Here is a 23,575-nt window from a genome sequence, read left to right on the forward strand (position 1 = left end):
TTTTGTCTGATATCTCAAGCAAGCAAAAACACGGCAGGACGGACTCAAGTACAAATGCGCTCATGAGCGAAAAAACACTACCGGTAGAAAATTTAGCCCATCAAAATACTAGATGTACGGGTTAAGCAACTCTTTCGAGGGGTGAAAATAGTAAAAAAGTCGGATTTTGAGCCCTTTTTTATTATATGAAATAAGCCCTTACTAACTTCTATAAGCTATTGAAATTAATACAGAAAATATCAAATTTACAGGCTCTCACAGGGATCATCTCTATTTCAAGACCTATAAGTTATGGAAATCAGTTTCCTTATTCTTGACTTGATATAAGAACCTTTTTACAGTGACTCATGTTTTTTACTTATTGCAATGCAACATAAATCTGAGTATTGATTTTTTGAGGCCCTGCAAGACTACAAATGATTAAATGTTTTTCTGCTAATTCGAGTGACACGCAACTAGCGCAGCCAGCAACGGCTTACGCTAAGAATTTGCTCGCTCATGCTCTATCCCCTGTCTACAGAGTCATGAATGGTCTATTGATTGTGACCGTGTTCATGACCGTAGGACTCTGGCTTTCCGGTAACGGAACTCAAGCAGGTGCTTTCGATTTAGCTCGAATCCTGGTTCCAGACGAAGCTCGCCATATAGTTTGGCAAAACGGTTTCAGCATGCTCGATCAGTATCAAGAAGCGACTGCTAAGGCATCTGCTGATGAAGAAATTACCAATGTACTTTACGGAAATTCATCGGCCATGCCTGGTAGTGGTTTATTTAGCGCCAAGCAACAAACAGTTGCCCTGTTGATGCCCTCAGTGGCGCATACCCAAGTAAAACCGATCTCCCACTTGGCTGATCGCATTCCTACTTCAAAAATTGATCCTGAGGCACTGGACTCAAAGCTGATGGTTTCCATTCAAAATCAACGCGCAGTAGCTGACTTTTTTGAGAAGAAGTACAAATTAGATCGCGCCAAGATTGAGGAATATGTTTCTAATACTGTGTTGATTGCAAAAGAAGTCAAAATTGACCCGGTGCTGTTGCTCGCCGTGATTTCGGTAGAGTCCAACTTTAATCCTCTGATCAAAAGCCATGCTGGTGCTGAAGGCTTGATGCAGGTGATGACTGCGATTCATAAAGATAAGTACGCATTGTATGGTGGCGCTACTGATGCAGTAAAGCCTGAGGTGAATATTCGGGTGGGCGCTTACATCTTGAAGTATTTGATTGCCACTAGCGGCTCATTACGTAATGGCTTGAAATACTATGTTGGTGCTGCAAATGCAGAGAATGATGGTGGCTATGCTGATAAGGTGCTGGCCGAAAGAAATCGTTTGATTAGTTTGTGTCAGCCAACAACATCTAATAAATTCACTTTGAACGGCAAAGATTTGCGCTCATAAGATCTGCAGTTTTCTCTAGGGAAAAAAATAAAGGCCACTCAGTTTATTTAATTGAGTGGCCTTATTACTTGCGAATGCAGGTTCGGAATTAATTTACGCCATGAAGCTCTACATCAAATACCAAAGTTGCATTTGGAGGAATTACGCCACCGGCACCACGTGGACCATAGCCCATCTCAGATGGAATAATTAAAGTGCGCTTACCACCAATTTTCATGCCTTGTACGCCTTCATCCCAGCCCTTGATGACATGGCCGGCGCCTAAAGGAAAGTTGAATAATTGGCCGCGATCGAGGGAGCTATCAAACTTCTGGCCTTTGTGCTCAGGCGCATTCTCATCAAATAACCATCCGGTGTAGTGCACGTCTACATCATTGCCGGCAACCGCTTCGGTGCCATCACCCACAACGGTATCTATTTTCTGGAGTTCGCTCACGTTTATCTTCCTCTTTGGCTGAAATAGAAGGGCTAGTATATTCTGAGCGTAATCTTTTTGTGCGAGCAAACTAACATGACAAATTTCTGGCCTCATTCTGCATACAAAACCCTTACAGTGGGGTCGGACAAGCAATTGTTGGTAACCGATGATTTTCTGCGCACCTACTTATTGTGCCCTGAGTTAAAACTCGTTCCTGAATCCTGCGATGTTGAGCGCGGCTTACATCAGCGCCTACATGCGAACCCCCGCGCAGTGATTTCCGATGAGGAAATTGCTGGCATGGCAGATTCCGATATTCAGGTGAACTACCAAGTGTGGCTGAGATATCGAGCCAAGCTATTGGCCGCTAGCTCATTAGAAAACTTTTACATGAGCTTATTTAAGGGTGATGGCGTAGATGTGCCGCCTCTATTTATATCTCAACTAGCGCAAATATTTATTCGGCATATTTTGGGTGAGAATTGCCATCCCTTGGATGTGCGCATGGGTGAACTCTTCTTTCGGACTCAAAAGATCACTGTGTTGGAGGACGGCGTGGTTATGGGCGCGGATGATGAGGTTGTGACTCGAAATGCGCAGGCAGGGGAGACTGGCAACATCATGGATCTGCTCAAGAGCAAGTCGATGTCTATGCGCTCTATCGACTTAGATGTCTTGCATGAAGAAAACGCGGAACTCTATTGGGATAAGAGCGAGGACTATGATTTTGCAGTACAGCTGAACTTTGGTCAGCCGCCTATTAATCATTTTTGTCGCGTCCTCGAAAAATGGGTGCAGCACTTTTTAGGTGCCCAAGTGCGCGTTACACCAATGCAGCAAATCTCTGATCCTAAATGGTCTTGGCATGTTGGCCTAGATGCTGCAGCGACAGATATCCTCAATAAGCTCTACAACAAAGAACCGGTTGATACCGACGAACTTGAGAAAGTGATTTGCTTATTCCGTTTGGACTTTATTGATGAGGCTGCAGTGACTCAAGCTCAGGCTGGAAAGCCGGTATACATGGGTATTGCCATGAATGATGAGAAGCAGCTCAAACTCAAACCGCAAAACCTGCTCTTCAATCTACCTTTAGCAAAAGCTTCTTAAGCGCTAGATGAGGCGCTAGTCTTCTTAAGATTAGCGCTCAGCCAAATCAAAGCACCAGCAGTGACGGCGACGGGAAGTAGCGATCCTAGATTGAGGATATTCCAGCCCTGAGAGGTAATCAGCGCTCCAGAGCCGAAAGAGGTGAAAGCCATGGTGCCAAACACAAAGAAATTAATTGCTGCCTGAGCTTTATCACGCTCTTCTGGTCGGTATGCAGTCATCGCTAACGATGTGGAACCGGTAAATAAAAAGTTCCAGCCAACGCCCAGTAAAAATAAGGCAATTAAAAATTGGTGGAAGTCGACACCGGTAAGTGCAATTGCAATACACAGGAGATTGAGGATGACTCCAACACCCATAATTTTGAGTGTGCCAAAACGCTGAATGAGTGAGCCAGTAAAGAAACCGGGCGCGAACATGCCAATCACATGCCACTCTAAAACCATAGCCGTATCCGAAAACGGGAGTTCGCAAATTTGCATGGCAAGGGGGGTGGCTGCCATGAGCAAGTTCATGACGCCGTATCCCAGAGAGGCGCCGATCACGGCAACTAGAAAGACCGGTTGTTGCAGAATGGTTTTAAGACTCCTGCCGGCTGAAAGTGAATGCTGCGTCTCGAACTCTTCTGGAAAATGGATGAATTGCATCACGATGACGCCAATCAAGCCGGCTATCGAGAGAGTGAGGTAAGCGCCCAAGAAGGCGGTATCAAAGAAGTCTTTAGTCCATGAGGCAAGGTTGGGTCCAATCACTGCACCAAGAATCCCGCCAGCTAACACCCAAGAGACTGCCTTATCTCTCTGGCTGACCGAAGTCAACTCAGCAGCCGCAAATCGATAGAGTTGCCCGTTGGCGCTGTAATAGCCTGCAATAAAGGTGCCGAGCACCAGTAGCCAGAAGTTTTTGGAAACGGCGGCATAGGCGCATAGAAGGGCTGAAAAGACAGCTACCAGAAGGCCCAGCTGAAAAGAAATCTTGCGACCAAAGTAATTTTGGGTTTTGGCAACAATGGAGGTTGAGAAGGCGCCCCCGACAACGTAGCCCATTACGGGCAAGGTGGCCATCCAGGCGACTGGACTCAGACTGAGGCCTACTAGGCCATTAATGGCGATAAAGGTCACATTATTGGTCAAAAACAAGCCCTGGCAGAGAATCAACAGTAAGAGGTTTTTATTGAGTAGGGGGTGCTTGTTCATCATGCATTGCAGTTTACGATGTAAGTGAGTGCAGGCTGGGCATGGTGGATTCCCTTAAATTGCGGCACTTATACCAATTTGCAGCCCAAATCCCCTGAAATTGCTGGGGTCGATGATTTAAAATAGATTTCTCGGTCCAGTACGTGAAATTACACCCAAGATAGCCACAAGCGCCTGAAGTGTTGCGTACGGAATGCGAGAGTGGTTCGGTATATGGCCGGCTCCTAATATTTACCCATATCGAGGAAACATCAATGGCTTCAGAGCAATCAAAGATTATTTACACGCTGACAGATGAGGCGCCCTTATTGGCAACCTGTGCATTTTTGCCAATCATTCGTACTTTTACAGCGCCAGTGGGAGTTCAGGTTGTAGAAAGCGATATTTCTGTTGCGGCGCGTATCTTGTCAAACTTCTCTGATTGTTTAACTGCAGAGCAAAAAGTTCCCGATAATTTGGCTGAGCTGGGTCGTATGACTTTATTGCCCGATACCAACATCATTAAGTTGCCCAATATCAGTGCTTCAGTTCCACAGTTGCTCGCTGCTATTAAAGAGTTGCAAGCCAAGGGTTACAAAATCCCTGATTTTCCAGATGATCCTAAAAATGATGCTGAAAAAGAAATTCGTGCGCGTTACTCCAAGTGTTTGGGTAGCGCAGTAAACCCCGTATTACGCGAAGGTAACTCTGATCGCCGTGCACCAAACGCTGTTAAGCGTTATGCCCGTAAGAATCCGCACTCGATGGGTGAATGGAGTCAAGCCTCCCGTACGCACGTATCGCACATGCATGGTGGCGACTTCTACGCAGGTGAGAAGTCAATGACCATGACTAAAGCATGTGATGTGAAGATGGATCTAGTAACCAAGAGTGGCAAGACGATTGTTCTTAAGCCAAAAGTGAGCTTGATTGCTGGTGAAATTATTGACAGCATGTTCATGAGTAAAAAAGCACTCTGCGAATTCTATGAACAAGAGATCGAAGATGCTTACAAGACTGGCATGATGTTGTCCTTGCACGTCAAGGCCACCATGATGAAGGTGTCACACCCTATCGTGTTTGGTCACGCTGTAAAGATTTTCTACAAAGATGCATTTGAAAAGCATGGCAAATTGTTTGATGAGTTGGGTGTAAATCCGAACAACGGTATGAGTAGCTTGTACGAAAAAATCAAGACTTTGCCAGAATCCAAGCGCGAAGAAATCATTCAGGACTTGCATGCTTGCCATGAGCACCGTCCAGCCTTGGCTATGGTGGACTCTGCCAAAGGCATTACCAATCTCCATTCACCAAGTGACGTGATCGTAGATGCATCGATGCCAGCAATGATTCGTGTAGGCGGCAAGATGTGGGGTGCTGATGGTCGTTTGCATGACACTAAAGCGGTCATTCCAGAAAGTACTTTTGCTCGCATCTATCAAGAGATCATTAACTTTTGTAAGACGCACGGTAACTTCGATCCAAAAACGATGGGTACAGTACCCAATGTGGGCTTGATGGCTCAGCAGGCCGAAGAGTACGGCTCACATGACAAGACCTTTGAAATCACTGAGGCTGGTGTGGCTCGCATTGTTGCGGATGATGGCACAGTCTTACTGGAGCAGAATGTGGAAGAGGGCGACATCTGGCGTATGTGTCAGGTTAAAGATGCGCCGATTCGTGACTGGGTGAAGTTAGCCGTAAACCGCGCACGCTTGTCGCATACTCCAGCCGTGTTCTGGCTAGATGAGTATCGTCCACATGAAGCTGAATTGATCAAGAAGGTGCAAACCTATTTGAAAGACCATGACTTAACAGGCGTAGATATTCAGATCATGTCGCAGACTCGCGCAATGCGCTACACCTTAGAGCGCATCATTCGCGGCAAAGATACGATCTCTGTAACTGGCAACATTTTGCGCGATTACCTCACTGACTTGTTCCCAATTATGGAGCTCGGTACCAGCGCCAAGATGTTATCTATCGTTCCATTGATGGCTGGCGGCGGCCTCTTTGAAACTGGTGCGGGTGGTTCTGCTCCTAAGCACGTTCAACAGCTGGTCGAAGAAAATCATTTGCGCTGGGATTCCTTAGGCGAGTTCTTGGCTCTAGCAGTTTCTTTGGAGGATATTGGTGATAAGACTGGTAATGCCAAAGTCAAAATTTTAGCTCGCACTTTAGATGAGGCTACCGGCTCATTGTTAGATAATAATAAGTCACCATCACCACGCACTGGTGAGCTAGATAATCGCGGTAGCCAGTTTTATCTGGCGATGTATTGGGCCCAGGCCTTAGCTGCGCAAACCGAAGATAAAGAATTGCAAGCCCACTTTGCTCCGATTGCAAAAGCATTGACTGAGAACGAGCAAAAGATTGTTGCTGAGTTCAAAGCGGTACAAGGCAAACCGGCCGATATTGGTGGCTACTACATGCCTGATCACGACAAGTTCGTGGCGGTGATGTGTCCAAGTGCTACCTTAAATAACATCTTAAAAACGGCATCAGCCACTTAAGATCAACTTGCTTTACGAGAAGGGTAAACCGCTGGGTTTACCCTTTTTCTTGTCCGCATTTTGGGTCGGTACAGTAGCTCAGCAATAAAATGGTAGGCGTAGGAGAATAAGATCCTATTGTTACTATGAGATTAAATCCATTGAGGAGACTTTGATATGTCTACAAATGAGCAAAAGCGACTTTCCCAGGAAATTACCCCTAAAGCAGTCTTTGAGGGACGTCGAGACTTAATTAAGAGTGCTGCGGCTGGCGCCTTTGGTCTGGCACTCGCACCTTGGTTCTCGCGCGAGGCTCTTGCTGGCAATTCTCAAAAGTTAATTGCTACACCAAACCCAAACTTTGTTCTGAAAGAGGAATCAACCAGTTATCAGTACGTCACTGGCTATAACAACTTTTATGAGTTTGGAACGGATAAATCAGATCCCGCTGCTTATGCCCATAGTTTGCAAACTCGGCCATGGACGGTGACGATTGAAGGTTTGGTTAAAAAGCCGATGACCTTGGATATAGATGCTTTACTTAAACTTGCTCCGATGGAAGAGCGTATTTATCGTATGCGCTGCGTTGAGGGTTGGTCGATGGTCATTCCTTGGGATGGTTACTCTCTGTCCAAATTGCTGAATCAAGTGCAGCCTTTAGGTTCTGCTAAGTATGTTGAATTTATTACCTTAGCCGATCGCAAGCAAATGCCGGGTCTCAAGAGTCAGATTATCGAGTGGCCTTATCGCGAAGGTCTGCGCTTGGATGAGGCCATGAACCCCCTGACGCTACTCACTTTTGGCCTTTATGGTGAGACGCTACCAAACCAAAATGGCGCCCCAGTCAGAATTGTGGTGCCCTGGAAATATGGCTTTAAGAGTGCGAAGTCGATTGTAAAAATTCGTTTAACAGAAGAAATGCCTAAGACTAGCTGGAGCCAGTTTGATGCGCGTGAGTATGGGTTTTATTCCAATGTAAATCCTTCGGTTGATCACCCTCGCTGGAGTCAAGCGACTGAGCGCCGAATCGGCGACTCTAAAGGTGCCTTTGCCCCCAAAATCAAAACCCAAATGTTTAATGGGTATGGCGATCAAGTTGCGAGTATGTATGCCGGGATGGATTTGAAGAAATTCTATTGATGCAAAACGATAAGTAAAGTGGGATGAAGTTACTGATTTTCCTATTGGCGCTACTCCCGCTAGATCGTTTGATTTGGTTAGGGTTTACCGATGGCTTGGGCGCGAATCCGATTGAGTTCATTACGCGCTCAACGGGAACGTGGGCACTAGTCTTCTTATGCCTGACGCTGGCGATGACGCCATTGCGTTTGTTAACGAATTCAACGACGTGGATTCGGTATCGCAGAATGTTGGGCCTATTTAGTTTCTTTTATGCATCACTCCATTTTGTCATTTGGCTTTGGCTAGATCAGGATTTTGATCTAGTAGAAATGCTCAAAGATATAGTGAAGCGGCCCTTTATTACCATGGGCTTTATTAGCCTGGTTTTGCTATTGCCACTAGCGCTGACCTCTACCCACTGGGCGCAAAGAAAGCTGGCTCGTCGCTGGGCGATGTTACATCGACTCATTTATCTCATTGCCTGCACTGCAATCCTCCACTATTGGTGGCACAAGGCAGGCAAGAATGATCTAGATACCGTCACAATCTATGCAGTGGTTTTGCTATTACTCTTATGTTGTAGGATTCCTTATATTCGTAAGCTTTTGGGCAAGCGATTTACCATTTAAAGATATTGTGCTCATGACCCTATTTCCTCGCTCTCGCGATTCATTGCTTGCTCTAATGGGCTTGCTACTGATTTGCTTCGGATCTACGCAGGTTTTGGCTCAGCCAGGCGATCAGCCAGTGAGGACTATAGCTACTTTAGAGGTCCCTCGTTACCTCGGCACTTGGTACGAGATTGCAAAATTCCCGAATTGGTTTCAGAAAAAATGTGTCTCCAATACCAAGGCTGTTTATAGCGCTAAGTCGGATGGTAATCTTCGGGTCCTCAATAGCTGCAAAACTGCCGGTGGTGATATTTCGGAGGCAGAGGGTTTGGCTCGCCAAATTGGCAGCAAGGATTCACCTAAATTAGAAGTACGTTTTGCCCCCGAGTGGCTCTCTTTTTTGCCTTTAGTGTGGGGCGATTACTGGGTGATTGATATAGATTCGCAATATCAATTAGCAGCTGTGAGCGATCCTAGAAGGGAATATCTTTGGGTGTTATCAAGGACTCCTCAACTCGACCCCAAAGTCTATGCCGATTTATTGCAGCGCTTAAAGCAGCAGCAATTCGATATTCAAAAGCTTGAAGTCACTTCGCAAAAAAACTGATGGTATTTGAAAAGCGTATCGGTAATTACTTGCTCCCACCCGGAATAGAAATTTTCGAGCGCGGGTGGTTATCAGCAAACAATGTTTTACTCTTTAGTAGGGAGGATGTATCGCTGGTCGATAGTGGGTACTGTGCACATCAGCAGATGACTGTTGATCTAGTCACGAATGTACTGAAGCAGCAGGGTTTAAATAAGCTCAATAAGGTAGTTAACACCCACCTGCATTCGGATCATTGTGGGGGTAACGCAGCTTTATCAGAAGTATTTGATTGCGAGATCTGGATACCAGAGGCGGAGGCAACCGCCGTGCAAGACTGGGATGAGAATTTACTCAGTTTTGAACAGCTGGGACAAGAGTGCCCACGCTTTAGTCACCAAGCTCTCTTAGTGCCCGGCGAAGAAATACTCTTAGGCTCTTATCGCTGGCAAATTCTGGCTGCTCCAGGCCATGACAACCATTCAATCATGTTGTATCAAGAGCAACATCAAATCTTGATCTCTGCCGATGCATTATGGGAAGAGGGTTTTGGAGTCATCTTTCCTGAGCTCTGGGGTGAGGGTGGCTTTGAAGAAGTGGCGCAGACCTTAGAGTTAATTGAAGGGCTCCCCGTTGCTTTGGTTATTCCTGGACATGGCAAGCCCTTTACGGATGTCAGGAAATCGATTGAGACCGCAAAATCCCGCCTTGATTACCTCTCCAGCGATGCTGATCGCAATGCACGTCATGGGGCTAAAGTACTCCTCAAGTACAAGCTGTTGGAATGGCGAAGTCGCGAGATGCCAAAGGTAAAGCAATGGATCGCAGGAACACCAGTATTAGAAAATATACGCAAGCAACTTAATATGAGTACCGAAGATTTTCAAGTCTGGTTGGTGGAGGCTCTAGTGAAGTCGAATGCAGCCTCTATCCAGAAAGATTGTCTAGTGAACATTGCTTGAGTAGTACTCAGACAATGAAATTAGGAAGTGAGTAACAATACGTAACAATACGATATACCCAGTAATATAAATGTCATAGTCAACTAGAAAAGTAAGTAGAACATATGGAACATACAGTTTTAGTCACCGGCGCCACTGCCGGCTTTGGAGAGGCAACTGCGAGACGGTTTTTAGCGCATGGCCATCAAGTAATCGCCCTGGGCAGAAGAGCCGAGCGCCTGGAAGCTTTGAAAGTATCCCTACCGGCAGAGCAGCAGAAAAAATTACTCACCTTAGCTGTCGATGTTTGCGATAGCGCAATAGTTGATGGACTCGCGGCCACACTACCAGCCCAATTTGCCAAAGTAACAGTATTAGTTAATAACGCTGGATTGGCTTTAGGCCTTGAGCCGGCACATCAAGCCTTGCTCACGGATTGGGATCGAATGATTGATACCAATATCAAGGGGCTAGTGCACATGACGCGTGCCTTTTTACCCGGAATGGTAGAGCGCAAGTGTGGCCATGTGATTAATCTAGGTTCAGTAGCGGCAAATTATCCCTATCCGGGTGGCAACGTCTACGGAGGTACTAAAGCCTTTGTTCAGCAATTTAGCTTAAATCTCAGGGCTGATTTAATTGGCACGCCAGTACGTGTGACTTGCGTTGAGCCTGGAATGTGCGCTGGAACTGAGTTTTCGAATGTACGTTTTAAGGGTGATGATAGTAAGGCTGGTAAGGTCTACACCGGCGTGAAAGCATTAAGTGCAGATGATGTAGCGGAGGCGATTTATTGGTCTGCTAACTTACCAAGTCATATGAATATTAATTTAGTAGAGTTAATGCCAGTGCAGCAGGCTTTCAATGGTTTTAATGTTCACCGGGGTGAATTGCAATAAAACCTAGATTGTAGGTTTCCATTTGTAAAACTGGGGGTAGACGCGCATCACTACTGGTCCGTCGAAATCCCAAGATTTACAGGTTCCCAAATAGAGTGGCGGTTTATTGTCATCCGGGTCAAATAGTGCTCCTGGAATAGACTGAAATGCAGCAGTAGCAATGTTGCTCAGAAGTTCTCGTAAATGAGTGCACCCCTTAATACCTCCAAGGTGTTCATTAATCGTTTTTCGCCAGCCCTTACCAATGCGAGTACCAATCAGTGCATCCATTGGGGGTATTACTTTTGGGCATTCTGGGTGGGGGTGGCTATCCATGGCCACTTCAATTGCTTGAATTACTAATTCAGTATTAACAGTAATGCGAACCCACATATCGTGGAAAGCTTGGCCTGGCTCCCAGGTTTTTCCACCGGTGGTAAATGGCTGAAATTTAAAATCTCGCAAATGCGCCTCAATGTCCCATAGACCATCTTCTCGAGCGTAGCCCTGAAAAGTAATTTCACGAGTGTGAAGGGAATTTCTAGGGGCTGGGGTTGAGAGCATGGCAGTAGTAAGTAAGCGGCTTGAAAGCAAGATGTATCCATCATAACGGCTTCACTCTACGGCTCCTGTGAGGGCGGCTTTGTAGTATTCTCGGCAAAGTATGGCCAAACCAATCTCTCTCGAAAAAATACTATTTAGCCAAGGCTTTGGCACTAGGCGCTTTTGCAGCGATTTAGTCTATGCCGACCTAGTTAAGGTCAATGGTATTCCAGCTTATGATCCAGAAGAGCGCATTGCTACCGAGGGATTAATACTTAATGTGGAGGGCAAAGATTGGGAGTTTCATGAAAAAGCCTACATCGCTTTTAACAAGCCGCCAAACTATGAGTGCTCTCACAAAACTACGCATCACCCCAGCGTCTACAGTTTATTGCCTAAACCTTTTGTAGAGCGAGGCTTGCAATGTGTTGGACGCTTGGACTTTGATACTACTGGCTTAATTTTGATTTCAGATGACGGCCAGTTTATTCATAAGATGACCACGCCCAAGAAAAATATTGGAAAAGTATATGAGATCACCACGCCAGAGCCCATTACCCAAAAACAAATCGATCATTTATTAACAGGCGTAGTTTTAGATGATGATCCAAAACCTTGTTTTGCTACAGCATGCCAGCAGCTTGGAGAGCATGTTTTAGCAATGACGATTGTTGAGGGTCGCTATCATCAAGTAAAGCGAATGATGGCTGCAGTAGGTAATCATGTTGCCAAATTGCACCGTACCGAAATCGGACAATACATCATGCCAGCAGATTTGCCTGAGGGTGAGTGGCGCTGGCTGTATCCAGAAGATTTACAAAAACTATCTCAGAGTGTAGGGGCTCCCAATGTCTAAACCGAATTTACTTGCCAAAGATTTTGACTTTTCAAAAGTGTTACCTGAGTGGCAGGTAAATCTGAATACTCAAGAGCTGGAGCGGGTGTTTGTATTTAGGGACTTTAAGAGCGCTTTTGAGTTTATGACGCTGTGTGCAGACTTCGCTGAGGAGTTGGATCATCACCCAGACTGGTCAAATGCTTGGAATAAGGTGTCAGTGAAATTGAGCACCCATTCAATGAAGGCTCTGACTGAGTTAGATATCGCCATGGCAAGTGCCATGGATCAATTCGCCCTGCAAATCTCAGCTTAGTTCGTTTTACTGTACTTCCTCATCATCTTCATCCTCTGAGGTGATGCTCATGAGAATGGTTGCCAAGAGACCGTAAACTACTTCTGTGGCTATCATGCCATCTTCATCAAGCTCATCGATCAGATCATTTAAACAATCTTCTGTTGGCTCATTTAAGAGCGTCATGGCGCATTCGCACCCGTAATCAAAATCTTCGTCGTTTTGGGTTTGAGTATCGTTCGTCATAAAAATCCTTTAAGTGATGCTGCAGAATAGCAAATAAAGACTCGTAAGCCCAGTCCTATTTCAAGATGAGGATGGAGTTTTCTGAGTAGATTTGGTTTGATTGTTTTACAGTGTCAGACTCACAGTTTTAAAGTCAGGGTCATCATCTTGGACATGAATCTGAAAGCCCAGATCAGAGACTAGATGCAGCATTCTAGAATTTTTGCTCAAGACATAGCCAATCATTTCCTGTAATTCATTCTTTTTGGCATGTTCAATGAGATCCAGCATCAAATGTGTGCCCACACCATGGGTGGTATGGTTATCACTTACGCTCAAAGAGAACTCACAAGCATTTCGATTGGGCGGCGTCACATAGCGTGCAATGCCAATAATCTCCTCGGTACCAGTGGGACTTGCGATTATCGCAAGTAAGGCCATTTCCTTTTTATAGTCCAAGTGCAAAATATCATCGAGAAAGTCATCTGGAAGTTTTGAGATGGCATGGGCAAATCTGAGATAGCGACTCTCAGGTGAGAGATGATTGAATAGCTCAATGATTCGCTCTCGATCATTTGCTTGGATAGGACGAATCTGGTAATGACTCCTATCGCTAAGCTTATAGGACGTATTGGTAAATGGGATTGACATATTCATGAGTTATAAGTTGGAAAGCCTATTTGTCTTAGGATACCTTTTTAGCCCTAAAATGACTCCTGACTTATTATGTATTTAGTAAACTTTTCATGATTTCTTTTTTTCAAGCCTTTAACGACCACTCCACTGCCTTTTTTATATTTGCGGCGATTAGTGTCATTCTTGTGGGTATTTCTAAAAGTGGATTCGGTGCTGGCCTAGGAGTGCTCTCCTTACCGCTAATGGCAAGCCAGTCCAGTATCAATGAGGCTTTAGCAGTGATGTTGCCGCTGTTGATCGCAATTGATTTAGTTGGGCTGCGACGATTTCTCAAAAATGCCGATTGGCGAATACTGAAGTTAGTTTTATTGCCTGCTGCATTTGGAATGCTTTTGGGCTATCTCTTCTTTTCGGCTATTACCCCCAAGATTCTCTCTCTTTCGATTGGAATTTTTACCTTCCTCTTTTTGATCCAAAGTGTTGTGATGTCGCGCATTGATCTAAATGAGGCGAAGTCATTTCCGTGGCTTGGCAGATTGATGGGGGGTATATCCGGATTCACCTCTTTTGTTGCGCATTTAGGTGGACCCCCCATCACAATCTATATGCTAAGAGAGAAAGTCTCCCCCATCGTTTACTCTTCAACATTAGGCGTTTTTTTCACTGTAATGAATTTTGGGAAGCTAGTTCCCTATGCTTATCTTGATTTACTCAACTTCAATCAATTAAGTACTTCGATACTGTTTTTACCTTTAGTGCCGTCAGGCGTTTACCTAGGATTTTATTTGGCTAAAAAGATTTCGGCTAAGTGGTACTACATCATCGTCCAATTTTTCTTATTAGTGGCTAGTATTAAATTAATTACTGATGGCTTTTGCCTAAGCTAGGAAAGATTCATGAATATCTTCATTCGACTTAAAGCAATTTCTTTCTTCTTTATATTTCCAATGACTGTAATTGCTCAGACCTTCTCACCCTATACTCCCACCCAAATTCAGGAGTTTAATAGCCAGCCCATTGCGCCCGTAGAGACTCCTGCAGGCCCGGTTTATCTAGAGCCTCCCTCTATCGGTCAGCGTCCGAATGCACCTATTGATGCTCGCTATGTCAAAAATCCCGATGGTGAGGAGCAGGCTCAAGCGCAGGGAGCCGAGTCGGCTGCGCCGTTTGAGCCAATCCCTGCAACCATGGTTTTTTAATGATCGCAAACTGTTAATATTACTTCTACATTTTAGAAAAGAGTTATCCATGAAATCCCTTTCTATTTCTCATCTTGCAAGCCTAGTGATAGCTTTAGGCATTTCAACGACCGCATATTCCCAGAATGCACTACCTGTGAATGCTGCTGCTTCAGTTAATGGAGTGATCATCAGCAATGATGTTGTTGAGCAAGGTATTCAGGCGGCCTTAGCGCAAGGTCAAAAAGATTCTCCAGATCTTCGTAATGCAGTCTTAGGAAAAATGATTGAAATATCACTCCTTTCTCAGCAAGCTGAGAAAGATGGACTTGCTAACTCTGACAGAGCGAATAGTCAGCTAGCATTGATTCGGCAAAATTATTTGGCAGATCTCGAGTTATCTACTTACATGTCAAGAAATCCAGTGAGTGATGCTGACGTGCAAGCGGAGTACAACCGTGAGATCGCTACTTTAGGCCCACAAGGCATGATTGTGGAATATAAGGTGAGTGATATTGCTGTTGCTACTGAGGCTGATGCACAAGCCGCCCTAGCCAGAATTAAGAAAGGTGAGTCTTTTGATAAAGTGGCTAAGAGTGTTTCGCTTGCACCCAATAAGGTTCAAGGTGGGGCTATAGGCTGGGTGCAGGCTGGGCAAACCTTGCCACAGATTGCTACTGTTCTCACAGTCCTATCTAAGGGCCAGGTTTCTCCTACTCCGATTCAGATGCCACAGGGATGGTATTTAATCAAGTTGGAAGACAAAAAAACTAGCAAGCCCCCAACTTATGAACAAGCGAAAGCGGTTATTCGTAATGGCTTGATTCAGAAGAAGCAGTTTGAATTCCTCTCCCAGTTGCGTCAGGGTGCAAATATCGTTGTACGCTAAACCAAGGTAGCTAGCTTGCTACACCTAAAAGGGCGCCTGAGCGCCCTTTTGCATTTCTGCATGCCTCTAGTGGTATTTCTCTATCTCAATGCCCAGCGTTCAGGAGTAGATTAAATAAATTACTAATTAAACTACGGAGATATACATGAGTAAGAACCCATTTGACTTGAATATGATGGCAAATCATACTAAGGGTATGAAGGCTGCTAAGGCAGCTGGCCAGGTAGCGCTAACAAGCGCACAGGAGATCGCTCAATTAAATCAGCGCGCTGCACAAGAGCTATCTTCTCGAATGCAAGCCAAAGTAGCAGAGCTCATGAAAACGCAAGATCCTAAGTCGGCATTTGATTATGTGCATGCTGAGGTATTGCAAGATGCCGCTAAAGAGGTGGCTGAGTATCAGTCCCAACTGTTTCAAGCCTTGGCCAGCGGAAATAAAGAGTTGGCAAAAATTGCTGAGACGATGATCAAAGAGTCGCAGCATGACTTAATTCATTTTGTGAACGAGGCAACACAAAATTCGCCTGCGGGTGCTGAGCCATATACCTCGATATTTAAAGCTTCCTTTAATAGTGCACTTGAGAATTTTGAGCTAATTCGAGCGGCTATGACAGATTCATATTCAAGTTTTGAAAAGAGTAGTGCTGCGGTAAAGAAAACAAAGAAGTAAACAAAAAGCAAGTAAATTAAAAATAAGGCCCATGAAAATTAATCAAGAGCATAAAAAATCCAAGGATTAAATTACGGATTGCAGTGACTGCAAAGAGATGGGTCTGCAAATTTGAGTGTCTTGATGGCCTTGACGTCTCGATGTTCACATTTAAGGCAACCCCATATTTTTGTGATCTCTTGATTGGTAGGCATGCCACAGGCATTACAGGGTAAGCCGCGCTGGATGTCTTTGATCCAATAGCCTGGTGTCTGGCATGCTGGGCATAAGGAATTGATCTTATTTGCAAGATCGAGAGTGGCTAGCCGAATATTTTCCATGCGCGTAGGATTAGCAAAGGCTCTGAGATCATTTTCAACATAAACAATCCCCTTTGAAGAGTGCGTTGAGGCCCATTCAAAGGCATCCTTTAGCTGCTGGATATTGCTAATATTCTTGATTGATTGGGGATGGTATTGATCTGTAGGTTTAATCACCAGAAGATGCGATGGAAAAAGTGCAGTATGCGCAAATTTTTCTAACTCTTCCCAATGTTTTACATAGGCATTATTATTTTGTGCGGGGGCGCTATAAAACCCTGTGATTTCTAATTGTAGTTTTGAGTCAATCAGAATAACTAGTTCACTATTCCATGCCAGCATCCCAGTATATGGGTCGGCACTAAACGAGCCTTCATTTGCTAGGCCTAGGTCTGTGCCGATCAGCTCCATACCGATCTGAGCTTTTTTTCTGACGGCATCGAGCTGACTGCCATACCTGGGCGTTTCCAGAGTAAAAGTTCCCAGTAGATCGGTATCGTAAGCATCAGTATGCTTTATCTCCACCCCGGTAGCGGGCTGTAAGACTGCAGTCAATACATGCTCTTTACCGTGCTTTGTTAACACGCTTGCTGTTCTATTGGAATAAATACCCATGGACTGATTACATTACTAATTTTGCAATCATGGCATAAAGCGGTATGCCCAAAATAATATTGAATGGGAAGGTGATGCCTAAAGACATACCCATATAAAGGGCTGGATTCACCTCAGGCAATGCATGTCGTAAAACTGCTGGTACGGCAATATAAGAGGCGCTTGAAGCAAGCACCATCAATAAAATAGTGTCACCAAGTGGTAGGCCAATAAGTTTGCAGAAGGCTAGTGCAATCAAGGCATGTGAAAGTGGGGAAGCGATGGCGTAGAGCAGGGTAATAGGAGGTTTGCCATACAAGCCCTTGATATTTCGGGCTGCCATTAAGCCCATATCTAATAGGAAAAATGCGAGCATACCTTTAAAAAGATCAATAGAAAACGGTGCCATGAGTTTTTGACCAGCATCGCCGCTCATCAGGCCGACCACCATTGAGCCTAGTAGCAGGAGCTGCGCACCATCGGTGAATGACTCATGCAGGATTTTTGAGATACCGGTTTGTTGAAGTCCTGTTTGGGTTTGTTTTGCGTGCGCTGCCCTCGCTTTATTTGCTAAGACAATTGCCAATATGATCGCTGGGGACTCCATGAGAGCCATGGCTGCTGCCATGTGACCCCCGTAAGCAATATTAAATTGATCTAAGTATTGGGTGGCAGTAATGAATGTAACTGCACTAACAGAGCCATAGGTTGCGGCTATAGCTGCTGCATCAAACGCATTGAGTTTGGTTCTGAGGATTTGGTAAGCAATGATAGGAATCAAAATAGCCAAAAAGATAGCCAAGCCTAGTGAGAGTGCAATCTCTGTTGTAAAGCCTGATTTATGTAGGGCAAATCCTCCCTTGAGACCTAAGGCCATTAGCAGGTAAAGCGATAAAAAGCGGGCTATTGGGGGAGGAATTTCTAGGTTGGATTTAATGGCGCCAGCAAATGCGCCAAATAGGAAAAACAGAATTGCGGGGTCTAGGAAATTTGCCATGGTCTAACGTCTAATAATTGCTTCTACGAGCGGGTGCTGAATTTTCTTTTCTGAACGAATGGCATAAAAGTATTCGTAAACATGCTCACATTTACCAATCATTTCAATGTGATAGGTTTCTTGTAAATCTTTCCTAATACTTTCTCCGGCTGGAAAGACTCCGAGGCCGCTAGCTGCAAAGGTTTTTAGTAGGGCGCTATCCTCAAACTCCCCCGTAATATTGGGGATGATGTGGTTTTCAGCAAACCATTGATCAATTAAATGGCGAACTTTCGAGTGAGAGGTTGGTAGTAGGACGGGTAACTCATTAAGACATTCGGGAAATGGTTTCTTAGATTGTTTGAGCAGTTTCTTGGGGCCAAACCAAGCAATTGATGTCTTAATTAATTCTTCGCTGTAGACGTGAAGATTTTTGTTGGCAGGGGCGGGTCTGTCAGCGAGCACGATATCTAATCGATGCAAAGCTAGATCAGCCAGGAGGTCTTCAAATTCACCCTCATGTGCAATTAGCTGTACACCGCTCCTCTCCAGAATCGGTGCTAGCAGTTGCCGAGTTAGGAGTTTAGGGAGTCCATCAGAGACGCCAACCGTAATTTTGATTTTGCGGGAGCTTGCAGCTTCTCTCACCGCTTCAGGCAGTCGCTCGCCTAAGAGAAAAATCTGATCCGCAATTTCTAGGGCTGCAAATCCAGATTCCGTTAGAGTAATGCCACGACCAGCCGGTTTAAATAGTAAATAGCCGAGAGATTTCTCTAATTCATGAACTTGGGCGCTAATCGTCTGAATTGCGATATTGAGACGTTCAGCGGCTCGAGACATACTGCCTTCTTTGGCTACTACCCAAAAGTAGTATAGGTGCCGGTAGTTATAGAGCATTTTTAATTATCAGTTTTTTACGAAATTATTATCAATATATATCTGCTTTTAACTTAAAGCAAATCAGCCTAAATTAACCCCATAGAAATCCATGGAATTCATGGGTGATTTTTTGGGGAGATGAAAGTGGAACTATTTAGCCCGGAGTTTTTTTCGGCATTACTGGCAATTATTGTCATTGACTTAGTGCTTGCGGGTGACAACGCCATTGTTATTGCGATGGCTGCGAGAAATCTGCCAGCACATCTGCAGAAAAAAGCCATTATTTGGGGCGCCGTTGGTGCAATTGCAGTGAGAAGCGCCATGACACTGGTGGTGGTCTATTTATTGAAGATCCCTGGTTTGATGTTAATTGGTGGCTTATTGTTGGTTTGGATTGCATATCGCTTACTCAATCCCGAGCAAGAGAATGATGAGCACGGTAATGCTTCCACTACCTTTTGGGGTGCCATGAAAACCATTGTGATTGCCGATGCCATCATGGGTCTGGATAACGTACTTGCAGTAGCAGGCGCATCACACGGTAGTTATGTGCTGGTTGTATTGGGTCTCCTCATTAGTATCCCAGTCGTTATCTGGGGTTCAACCCAAATACTGAAAATTGTTGAGCGCTATCCCTCTGTGACTTACTTAGGCGCTGCTGTCCTTGCATGGACGGCTGCAAAAATGATGATTTCAGAGCCTATTTCTCAAGAGTGGCTTGCTTCTCAGAGTCCAGTCTTGGAGTACCTCATTCAAGTGGTGGTTGTTTTAGGTGTATTAACTAGCGGCTTTATTAGAAGTAGACGTGCGCTTGAAGATGTCATTGCCCCTTCGGTTGTTATTCCGGAGTCTGCAAATATTGTTTCATCACAGCAGTCAATTCATTTTGGAGAAAGTAACATGAATAAAATTCTGATTCCAGTAGATAGTTCAAAAAATTCAGAGATGGCAGTAAAGCATGCTGTAAAGACTTATGGTCAAGATCCTAATGCATCTTTTCATCTGTGTAATGTACAGCCTACCTTATATCGTCACATCGGAAAATATTTGAGCAAGCAAACAGTTAATGAGTGGCATGCTGAGCGGGCAGCTCTAGCATCAGCATCAGCATCGGCTTATCTCGAAAAGCAGGGCCTGAAATTTTCGTTTACCTACGTCTGCGGAGACACGGGAACTGCCATTCGTGATGAGGCTGTGCGACTTGAATGTGACCGCATTGTGGTTGGCACTTCAAAGAAAAATTCTCTGAGCCGTTTATTTGAAAACTCCACAACTGCCAAGCTACTAGAAATCAGCGATATTCCGGTAGAGGTAGTCACCGGTAGCTCCTTGCCTATGCTTGAGCGTTGGGGTATCCCAGCAATCGGCGCTGGTGCTGCAACAGCCCTGATGGCTGTAGTGATCGACTAGTTTTTCCTGCTGTTCTCTTTTTGCCCTCTTTTTGAGGGCATTTTTTTACCCAAAAATATTCAGTTAAATACTGAAATAAACTCAATTAAATTCTTCTTTATTAGGAAAGAATATCTGTCTATTCTGTATAGGTGTTTAACAAAGGAGATGTTTATGACTGTGATCTTAGAGGCTCAGGAAGAGGTCGAGCCAGAATTAAAAGTCTTCACAGAAAATCGCGTGAAATTTTCTTTAAAACGACTTTTATGGGTGGTGCGGAAAATGAAGATTTGCTACTCAACAATTTCGTCCGCTAAGACCACTTGTAATCAAAATTGCGTAGTGATCTTGGAGACATTTGATCATCATCAAATCGAGGTTAGCATGACCGCTAGAGATAAGCGCATAGCGCTTGAAATGTGTTTGAAGAAAATATACAAGCTGGTGCAAAAGGCATTTCACAAAAGCCAGCAATATGGCCGATTTTCAAAACATGTCTACACATGAGTAAATTATTTCAAATGCAATTCATTCGACATAAGTGTGATCTAATATCTCTTGAATATGTGGGGAGTAGCCTGCTCAGCTATCTGAGTCCTTTTTATCGTCAATTCGACCTTTGGGTCCGGTATAGAGGTGAATCAATATCAAGGCAAGACCATTTAAATCTTTATAAATGGTTATCTTTTGAATATGCAGCCCCAATCTTTTCTTTACTTGCCAGAAATTATGCGCAAATCCCTGATTTTGGGAATTTTGTCAGCTGTCGATCCAGCGTGGCGAGATAATCAAAGTTCTTATTTATCTTCTCAAAGTTTGGTAATGAGTGCCATGAGGTTCGCGCCGATACTCCTGATATGTTTCCTATCTATAGGAGGCGTCAGTGCGCAAGTTCAAAAGCCATTGACGGTCAATGAGCTCATTGGAATTGCACTGGAGTCGAGTCCCCAGGTGTTATCAGCGCGGGATCAATCCAAAGCCATTAGGGGGCAACTCTCTTCAGCTCGCGCGATCCCCAATCCTGATTTTGAAATGAATACCGGACAGCAGAGGTCGGTATCTGGGCCGTTAACTACCGGCAATGTCTCGTCGTGGTCAGTGACCCAGCCTTTGGATATGCCTTACACCCGCTACCCTAGAGTCAATGCTGCCGAGGCGAATGTCCGTGCTGCAGAGGCAACCCGTATCGCTTTTGAAATCGAAATGATTTCCAGAGTACAGCAGCGTTTTTATGAATTGATGCGTCGCGATGCAGAATTAAAAGCTGCCGAAGAGGATTTGAGTCTGACAAAGCAAATTCGCGATCGCATGCAAATTCGTTATGACGTCGGCGATACCGCTCGATTTGAATTGATCCGAGCGCAAACTGAATTTCTGAATGCGCAAATTAATGCTGAATCTAGTAAGCTCAGGGTTGAACAGGCCAAGGGCCAGCTGAGGCAGGTAGTAGGGCATAGCTTGCCACCTGACTATGAGGTTGTACCGCAAACTCTCAAGATGGAGCCCTTACCTCCTTTACCCATATTACTCAGTGAGCTTCATGCGCAAAGTCCTGAGTTGCAAAAGGCAAAAGCAGATGTCGAGGCAACTGAGTCAAAGCTAAGTTTTGAGCAGAACTCGCGCTTACCTCGACTTTCCATAAAAGCGCAGCAATATAACGACCCAAACTTTACTGATCGCCTATATGGCTTAGTGGTGAGTATTCCGATTTGGGATTTTAAGGGTGGGCAAATTGCTGAGGCAGAGGCTAATGCATCCAGAGCCAAGAATCAATTGAATGCTCAAAGTCAAAGTCTTGAGCAGCAATTAGAGACCGCTTATAAGCTTTACCAAATGACGAGCTATCAAGTAAAAATATTAGATCAAGAGGTTGTTCAGTTGGCATCGAGTGCCAGAAGAATTGCAGAGGTTTCTTATCGTTATGGTGAGCGAGGAATGCTCGAGTATTTAGATGCGCAAAGAACATTCAGAGTAGCTCGTAATGATTTGATTAAGGCTCGTTTTGATTTGGCTTCTGTCCTTACGGAGATTCAGCGTTTAAGGGCAAGCCCAGAGTGGCTTGCAAAAATTGAGAGTGGAAAGCAATGAAGCAAAAGTTCACAGTAATGGTAGATCAGTTAAAGGCTTGGTATTCCCAATACTTGGCGATTGCAAAAGTCTATGTACAGGAATGGATCGCTGTTGTTATCAAAACCCAGAATGATTTATATGTTTTGACTCATGAGTGGTTTAGCGCTCACTTACCTCGCGTCGCTCAGCGGTATGACAAGAGTCCTCAGTGGACACAAAAAAGTCTTTTTTACTTTCCGTGGTTTTGCTTATTTTTGATCATCCTGAATTACTTCAACGTATTTGATCGCAGCCCGAGGATTAAATCTGTCCAAGATCCCAATGTGGTGATTGTGAATCAGGACTTACGCAACATGATTACCTACGGAAGCATCTACACCGGTATCTTTGTGGAGGAACTGCGTGCCTCTGGCCGTATTGATTTCAATGAATTATTTCTGTCGCGTATTGGAGCAAATGTGACGGGCCGCGTCTCTGACATCTTGGCTATCCCTGGTCAGCTTGTAAAGCAGGGTGATATTTTAGCGAAAATTACCTCTACTGAATTGACGCAATCACAACTTTCCTTTTTAAAAGCGAAGAGTGCGAGTCAGTTAGCCGATCAAGCGGCTAATCGTGCCAGAATTTTGTATAAAGAGGATGTGATTGCTTTGGCAGAGCTACAAAAGCGTGAAGCTGAAGCTAGTAGTGCAAAGGCCGAGTATCGGGCTAGCAATGACCAATTGCGCGTTCAAGGAATGGATCAACCCAGCATTGATCGTTTGGCAAAATCGGGTGTGATTGAATCAATCAATAATGTCATTGCAACTATCCCGGGTGAGATTGTTGAGCGCAAAATTAATAAGGGGCAAGTAGTTCAGCCTGCCGATGCTTTATTCACTGTTGCTGATCTGAGTTCTCTTTGGGCTGTCTCGGAGATTCCGGAGAGTAATGCCTACCTTATTCATAAGGGTCAGAAAGTCACTCTGGTAATCCCCGCCTTGCGAGGCTCATCAATTGAGGGTGTGGTTGCTCACGTAGATTCGATCGTTAACCCGCAAACACGCACAGTAGTTGTCAGAATGGAAGTGCCAAATAAGGATAGCCTCATCAAGCCAGGTATGTTGGCAACCATGATGATTGAGAGTCAGCCTACTGAGCGCTTGCTAGTTCCATCTAGCGCTGTGATCCGTGAAGATAACCATGATCATGTCTTCATACGTGAGGATGAAGATACCTATCGGATGGTCACGGTGAAATTGGGCCCTGAGGGCAGGGGTTATCGTCCCGTGATCTCCGGCCTGAAGGATGGTCAAGAAATCGCCGTCAATGGTGCCTTCCATTTAAATACTGAACGTAAGAGACAGTTGAGCGGTGGTTAGTCA

The 23,575-nt window shown here is 44.7% G+C and carries 26 protein-coding genes and 1 pseudogene; 19 read left to right on the forward strand and 8 right to left on the reverse strand.

Features of this window, described 5'->3' with window-relative positions:
- Positions 1-416: 416 nt before the first annotated feature.
- Complete coding sequence (locus ICN22_RS08105; protein WP_216169986.1) at positions 417-1,400, forward strand: transglycosylase SLT domain-containing protein; 984 nt, start codon at positions 417-419, stop codon at positions 1,398-1,400.
- A gap of 88 nt (positions 1,401-1,488) precedes the next feature.
- Here ICN22_RS08105 and ICN22_RS08110 read toward each other — a convergent pair whose 3' ends face one another.
- A complete protein-coding gene (locus ICN22_RS08110) occupies positions 1,489-1,836 on the reverse strand; it encodes an FKBP-type peptidyl-prolyl cis-trans isomerase (protein ID WP_216169988.1) in 348 nt (115 codons plus the stop codon).
- A 75-nt stretch (positions 1,837-1,911) separates the two neighbouring features.
- Between ICN22_RS08110 and ICN22_RS08115 the strand changes: the two genes are divergently transcribed.
- Positions 1,912-2,928 carry a DUF6352 family protein gene (locus ICN22_RS08115; RefSeq protein ID WP_216169990.1) on the forward strand — a complete coding sequence of 339 codons (1,017 nt, stop codon included), beginning with the start codon at positions 1,912-1,914 and terminating at the stop codon, positions 2,926-2,928.
- Here ICN22_RS08115 and ICN22_RS08120 read toward each other — a convergent pair.
- The gene (locus ICN22_RS08120; RefSeq protein ID WP_255533907.1) at positions 2,925-4,127 is read right to left on the reverse strand and encodes an MFS transporter; all 1,203 of its coding nucleotides are present in this window, start codon (positions 4,125-4,127) and stop codon (positions 2,925-2,927) included. The two genes, ICN22_RS08115 and ICN22_RS08120, sit on opposite strands and share 4 nt — an antisense overlap.
- A 251-nt stretch (positions 4,128-4,378) precedes the next feature.
- On the opposite strand from ICN22_RS08120, the gene ICN22_RS08125 reads away from it, so the two are divergent.
- The 6 genes from ICN22_RS08125 (at position 4,379) to ICN22_RS08150 (ending at position 10,754) form a co-directional block, all read left to right on the forward strand.
- Positions 4,379-6,616 carry an NADP-dependent isocitrate dehydrogenase gene (locus tag ICN22_RS08125; RefSeq protein WP_216169991.1) on the forward strand — a complete coding sequence of 746 codons (2,238 nt, stop codon included), beginning with the start codon at positions 4,379-4,381 and terminating at the stop codon, positions 6,614-6,616.
- Between the two features lie 156 nt (positions 6,617-6,772).
- Positions 6,773-7,735, forward strand: coding sequence for a protein-methionine-sulfoxide reductase catalytic subunit MsrP (gene msrP / locus ICN22_RS08130; RefSeq protein WP_216169993.1), 963 nt, complete (start codon positions 6,773-6,775; stop codon positions 7,733-7,735).
- Positions 7,736-7,758: 23 nt separating this feature from the next.
- On the forward strand, positions 7,759-8,346 hold the full coding sequence (gene msrQ, locus ICN22_RS08135; protein WP_216169994.1) for a protein-methionine-sulfoxide reductase heme-binding subunit MsrQ: 588 nt from the start codon (positions 7,759-7,761) through the stop codon (positions 8,344-8,346).
- A gap of 13 nt (positions 8,347-8,359) precedes the next feature.
- Positions 8,360-8,935, forward strand: a complete 576-nt coding sequence (locus ICN22_RS08140; protein ID WP_216169995.1) for a lipocalin family protein — start codon at positions 8,360-8,362, stop codon at positions 8,933-8,935.
- Positions 8,935-9,876: an MBL fold metallo-hydrolase gene (locus tag ICN22_RS08145; protein WP_216169996.1), complete on the forward strand. Its 942-nt coding sequence runs from the start codon at positions 8,935-8,937 to the stop codon at positions 9,874-9,876. Before ICN22_RS08140 ends, ICN22_RS08145 begins: the two co-directional genes overlap by 1 nt.
- A gap of 104 nt (positions 9,877-9,980) precedes the next feature.
- Positions 9,981-10,754 carry an SDR family oxidoreductase gene (locus ICN22_RS08150; RefSeq protein ID WP_216169997.1) on the forward strand — a complete coding sequence of 258 codons (774 nt, stop codon included), beginning with the start codon at positions 9,981-9,983 and terminating at the stop codon, positions 10,752-10,754.
- 3 nt (positions 10,755-10,757) lie between these two features.
- Here the strand turns inward: ICN22_RS08150 and ICN22_RS08155 are convergent, their stop codons facing one another.
- Positions 10,758-11,327: a DUF2889 domain-containing protein gene (locus ICN22_RS08155; protein ID WP_255533908.1), complete on the reverse strand. Its 570-nt coding sequence runs from the start codon at positions 11,325-11,327 to the stop codon at positions 10,758-10,760.
- A gap of 70 nt (positions 11,328-11,397) precedes the next feature.
- Between ICN22_RS08155 and ICN22_RS08160 the strand changes: the two genes are divergently transcribed.
- Positions 11,398-12,132, forward strand: a complete 735-nt coding sequence (locus ICN22_RS08160) for a pseudouridine synthase (protein ID WP_216169999.1) — start codon at positions 11,398-11,400, stop codon at positions 12,130-12,132.
- The gene (locus ICN22_RS08165; RefSeq protein ID WP_216170000.1) at positions 12,125-12,427 is read left to right on the forward strand and encodes a 4a-hydroxytetrahydrobiopterin dehydratase; all 303 of its coding nucleotides are present in this window, start codon (positions 12,125-12,127) and stop codon (positions 12,425-12,427) included. Before ICN22_RS08160 ends, ICN22_RS08165 begins: the two co-directional genes overlap by 8 nt.
- A 6-nt stretch (positions 12,428-12,433) precedes the next feature.
- Here the strand turns inward: ICN22_RS08165 and ICN22_RS08170 are convergent, their stop codons facing one another.
- Together ICN22_RS08170 and ICN22_RS08175 are read right to left on the reverse strand one after the other, a co-directional pair.
- Positions 12,434-12,652 (reverse strand): hypothetical protein, encoded by a 219-nt coding sequence (locus ICN22_RS08170; protein ID WP_046329638.1) that lies wholly within the window; start codon positions 12,650-12,652, stop codon positions 12,434-12,436.
- Positions 12,653-12,757: 105 nt separating this feature from the next.
- Positions 12,758-13,282, reverse strand: a complete 525-nt coding sequence (locus ICN22_RS08175; RefSeq protein WP_216170001.1) for a GNAT family N-acetyltransferase — start codon at positions 13,280-13,282, stop codon at positions 12,758-12,760.
- A 95-nt stretch (positions 13,283-13,377) separates the two neighbouring features.
- On the opposite strand from ICN22_RS08175, the gene ICN22_RS08180 reads away from it, so the two are divergent.
- The 4 genes from ICN22_RS08180 to ICN22_RS08195 all read left to right on the forward strand — a co-directional run bounded on the left by ICN22_RS08180 (position 13,378) and on the right by ICN22_RS08195 (position 16,004).
- Entirely contained in the window at positions 13,378-14,154 is a 777-nt protein-coding gene (locus tag ICN22_RS08180; RefSeq protein WP_216170002.1) for a sulfite exporter TauE/SafE family protein, read from the forward strand.
- Positions 14,155-14,163: 9 nt separating this feature from the next.
- The gene (locus tag ICN22_RS08185) at positions 14,164-14,466 is read left to right on the forward strand and encodes a hypothetical protein (RefSeq protein ID WP_216170003.1); all 303 of its coding nucleotides are present in this window, start codon (positions 14,164-14,166) and stop codon (positions 14,464-14,466) included.
- A 49-nt stretch (positions 14,467-14,515) separates the two neighbouring features.
- Positions 14,516-15,334 carry a peptidylprolyl isomerase gene (locus tag ICN22_RS08190; protein ID WP_216170004.1) on the forward strand — a complete coding sequence of 273 codons (819 nt, stop codon included), beginning with the start codon at positions 14,516-14,518 and terminating at the stop codon, positions 15,332-15,334.
- 145 nt (positions 15,335-15,479) lie between these two features.
- Entirely contained in the window at positions 15,480-16,004 is a 525-nt protein-coding gene (locus ICN22_RS08195; protein ID WP_216170005.1) for a phasin family protein, read from the forward strand.
- A gap of 71 nt (positions 16,005-16,075) precedes the next feature.
- On the opposite strand, the gene ICN22_RS08200 is transcribed toward ICN22_RS08195, so the two are convergent.
- Genes ICN22_RS08200 through ICN22_RS08210 form a run of 3 tightly spaced genes read right to left on the reverse strand, consistent with a single transcriptional unit; the run spans position 16,076 to position 18,770 of the window.
- Positions 16,076-16,918, reverse strand: coding sequence for a DUF6671 family protein (locus tag ICN22_RS08200; protein ID WP_216170007.1), 843 nt, complete (start codon positions 16,916-16,918; stop codon positions 16,076-16,078).
- Between the two features lie 7 nt (positions 16,919-16,925).
- Positions 16,926-17,894 (reverse strand): sodium-dependent bicarbonate transport family permease, encoded by a 969-nt coding sequence (locus tag ICN22_RS08205; RefSeq protein WP_216170009.1) that lies wholly within the window; start codon positions 17,892-17,894, stop codon positions 16,926-16,928.
- A gap of 3 nt (positions 17,895-17,897) precedes the next feature.
- The gene (locus tag ICN22_RS08210; protein ID WP_216170011.1) at positions 17,898-18,770 is read right to left on the reverse strand and encodes a LysR family transcriptional regulator; all 873 of its coding nucleotides are present in this window, start codon (positions 18,768-18,770) and stop codon (positions 17,898-17,900) included.
- A gap of 120 nt (positions 18,771-18,890) precedes the next feature.
- Here ICN22_RS08210 and ICN22_RS11140 point away from each other — a divergent pair.
- The 5 genes and pseudogenes from ICN22_RS11140 to ICN22_RS08230 form a co-directional block, all read left to right on the forward strand.
- Positions 18,891-19,559 (forward strand): annotated as a pseudogene (locus ICN22_RS11140) (TerC family protein); the annotation flags it as partial.
- A gap of 93 nt (positions 19,560-19,652) precedes the next feature.
- Positions 19,653-20,162, forward strand: coding sequence for a universal stress protein (locus ICN22_RS11145; RefSeq protein WP_255533915.1), 510 nt, complete (start codon positions 19,653-19,655; stop codon positions 20,160-20,162).
- Positions 20,163-20,315: 153 nt separating this feature from the next.
- A complete protein-coding gene (locus tag ICN22_RS08220; RefSeq protein ID WP_216170014.1) occupies positions 20,316-20,648 on the forward strand; it encodes a hypothetical protein in 333 nt (110 codons plus the stop codon).
- Between the two features lie 186 nt (positions 20,649-20,834).
- Positions 20,835-22,229: a TolC family protein gene (locus tag ICN22_RS08225; RefSeq protein WP_216170016.1), complete on the forward strand. Its 1,395-nt coding sequence runs from the start codon at positions 20,835-20,837 to the stop codon at positions 22,227-22,229.
- The gene (locus ICN22_RS08230; protein ID WP_216170018.1) at positions 22,226-23,572 is read left to right on the forward strand and encodes an efflux RND transporter periplasmic adaptor subunit; all 1,347 of its coding nucleotides are present in this window, start codon (positions 22,226-22,228) and stop codon (positions 23,570-23,572) included. The genes ICN22_RS08225 and ICN22_RS08230 overlap by 4 nt, the downstream gene beginning before the upstream one ends.
- Positions 23,573-23,575: the final 3 nt, after the last annotated feature.

The organism is Polynucleobacter bastaniensis (assembly GCF_018882205.1).
Lineage (GTDB): Bacteria > Pseudomonadota > Gammaproteobacteria > Burkholderiales > Burkholderiaceae > Polynucleobacter > Polynucleobacter bastaniensis.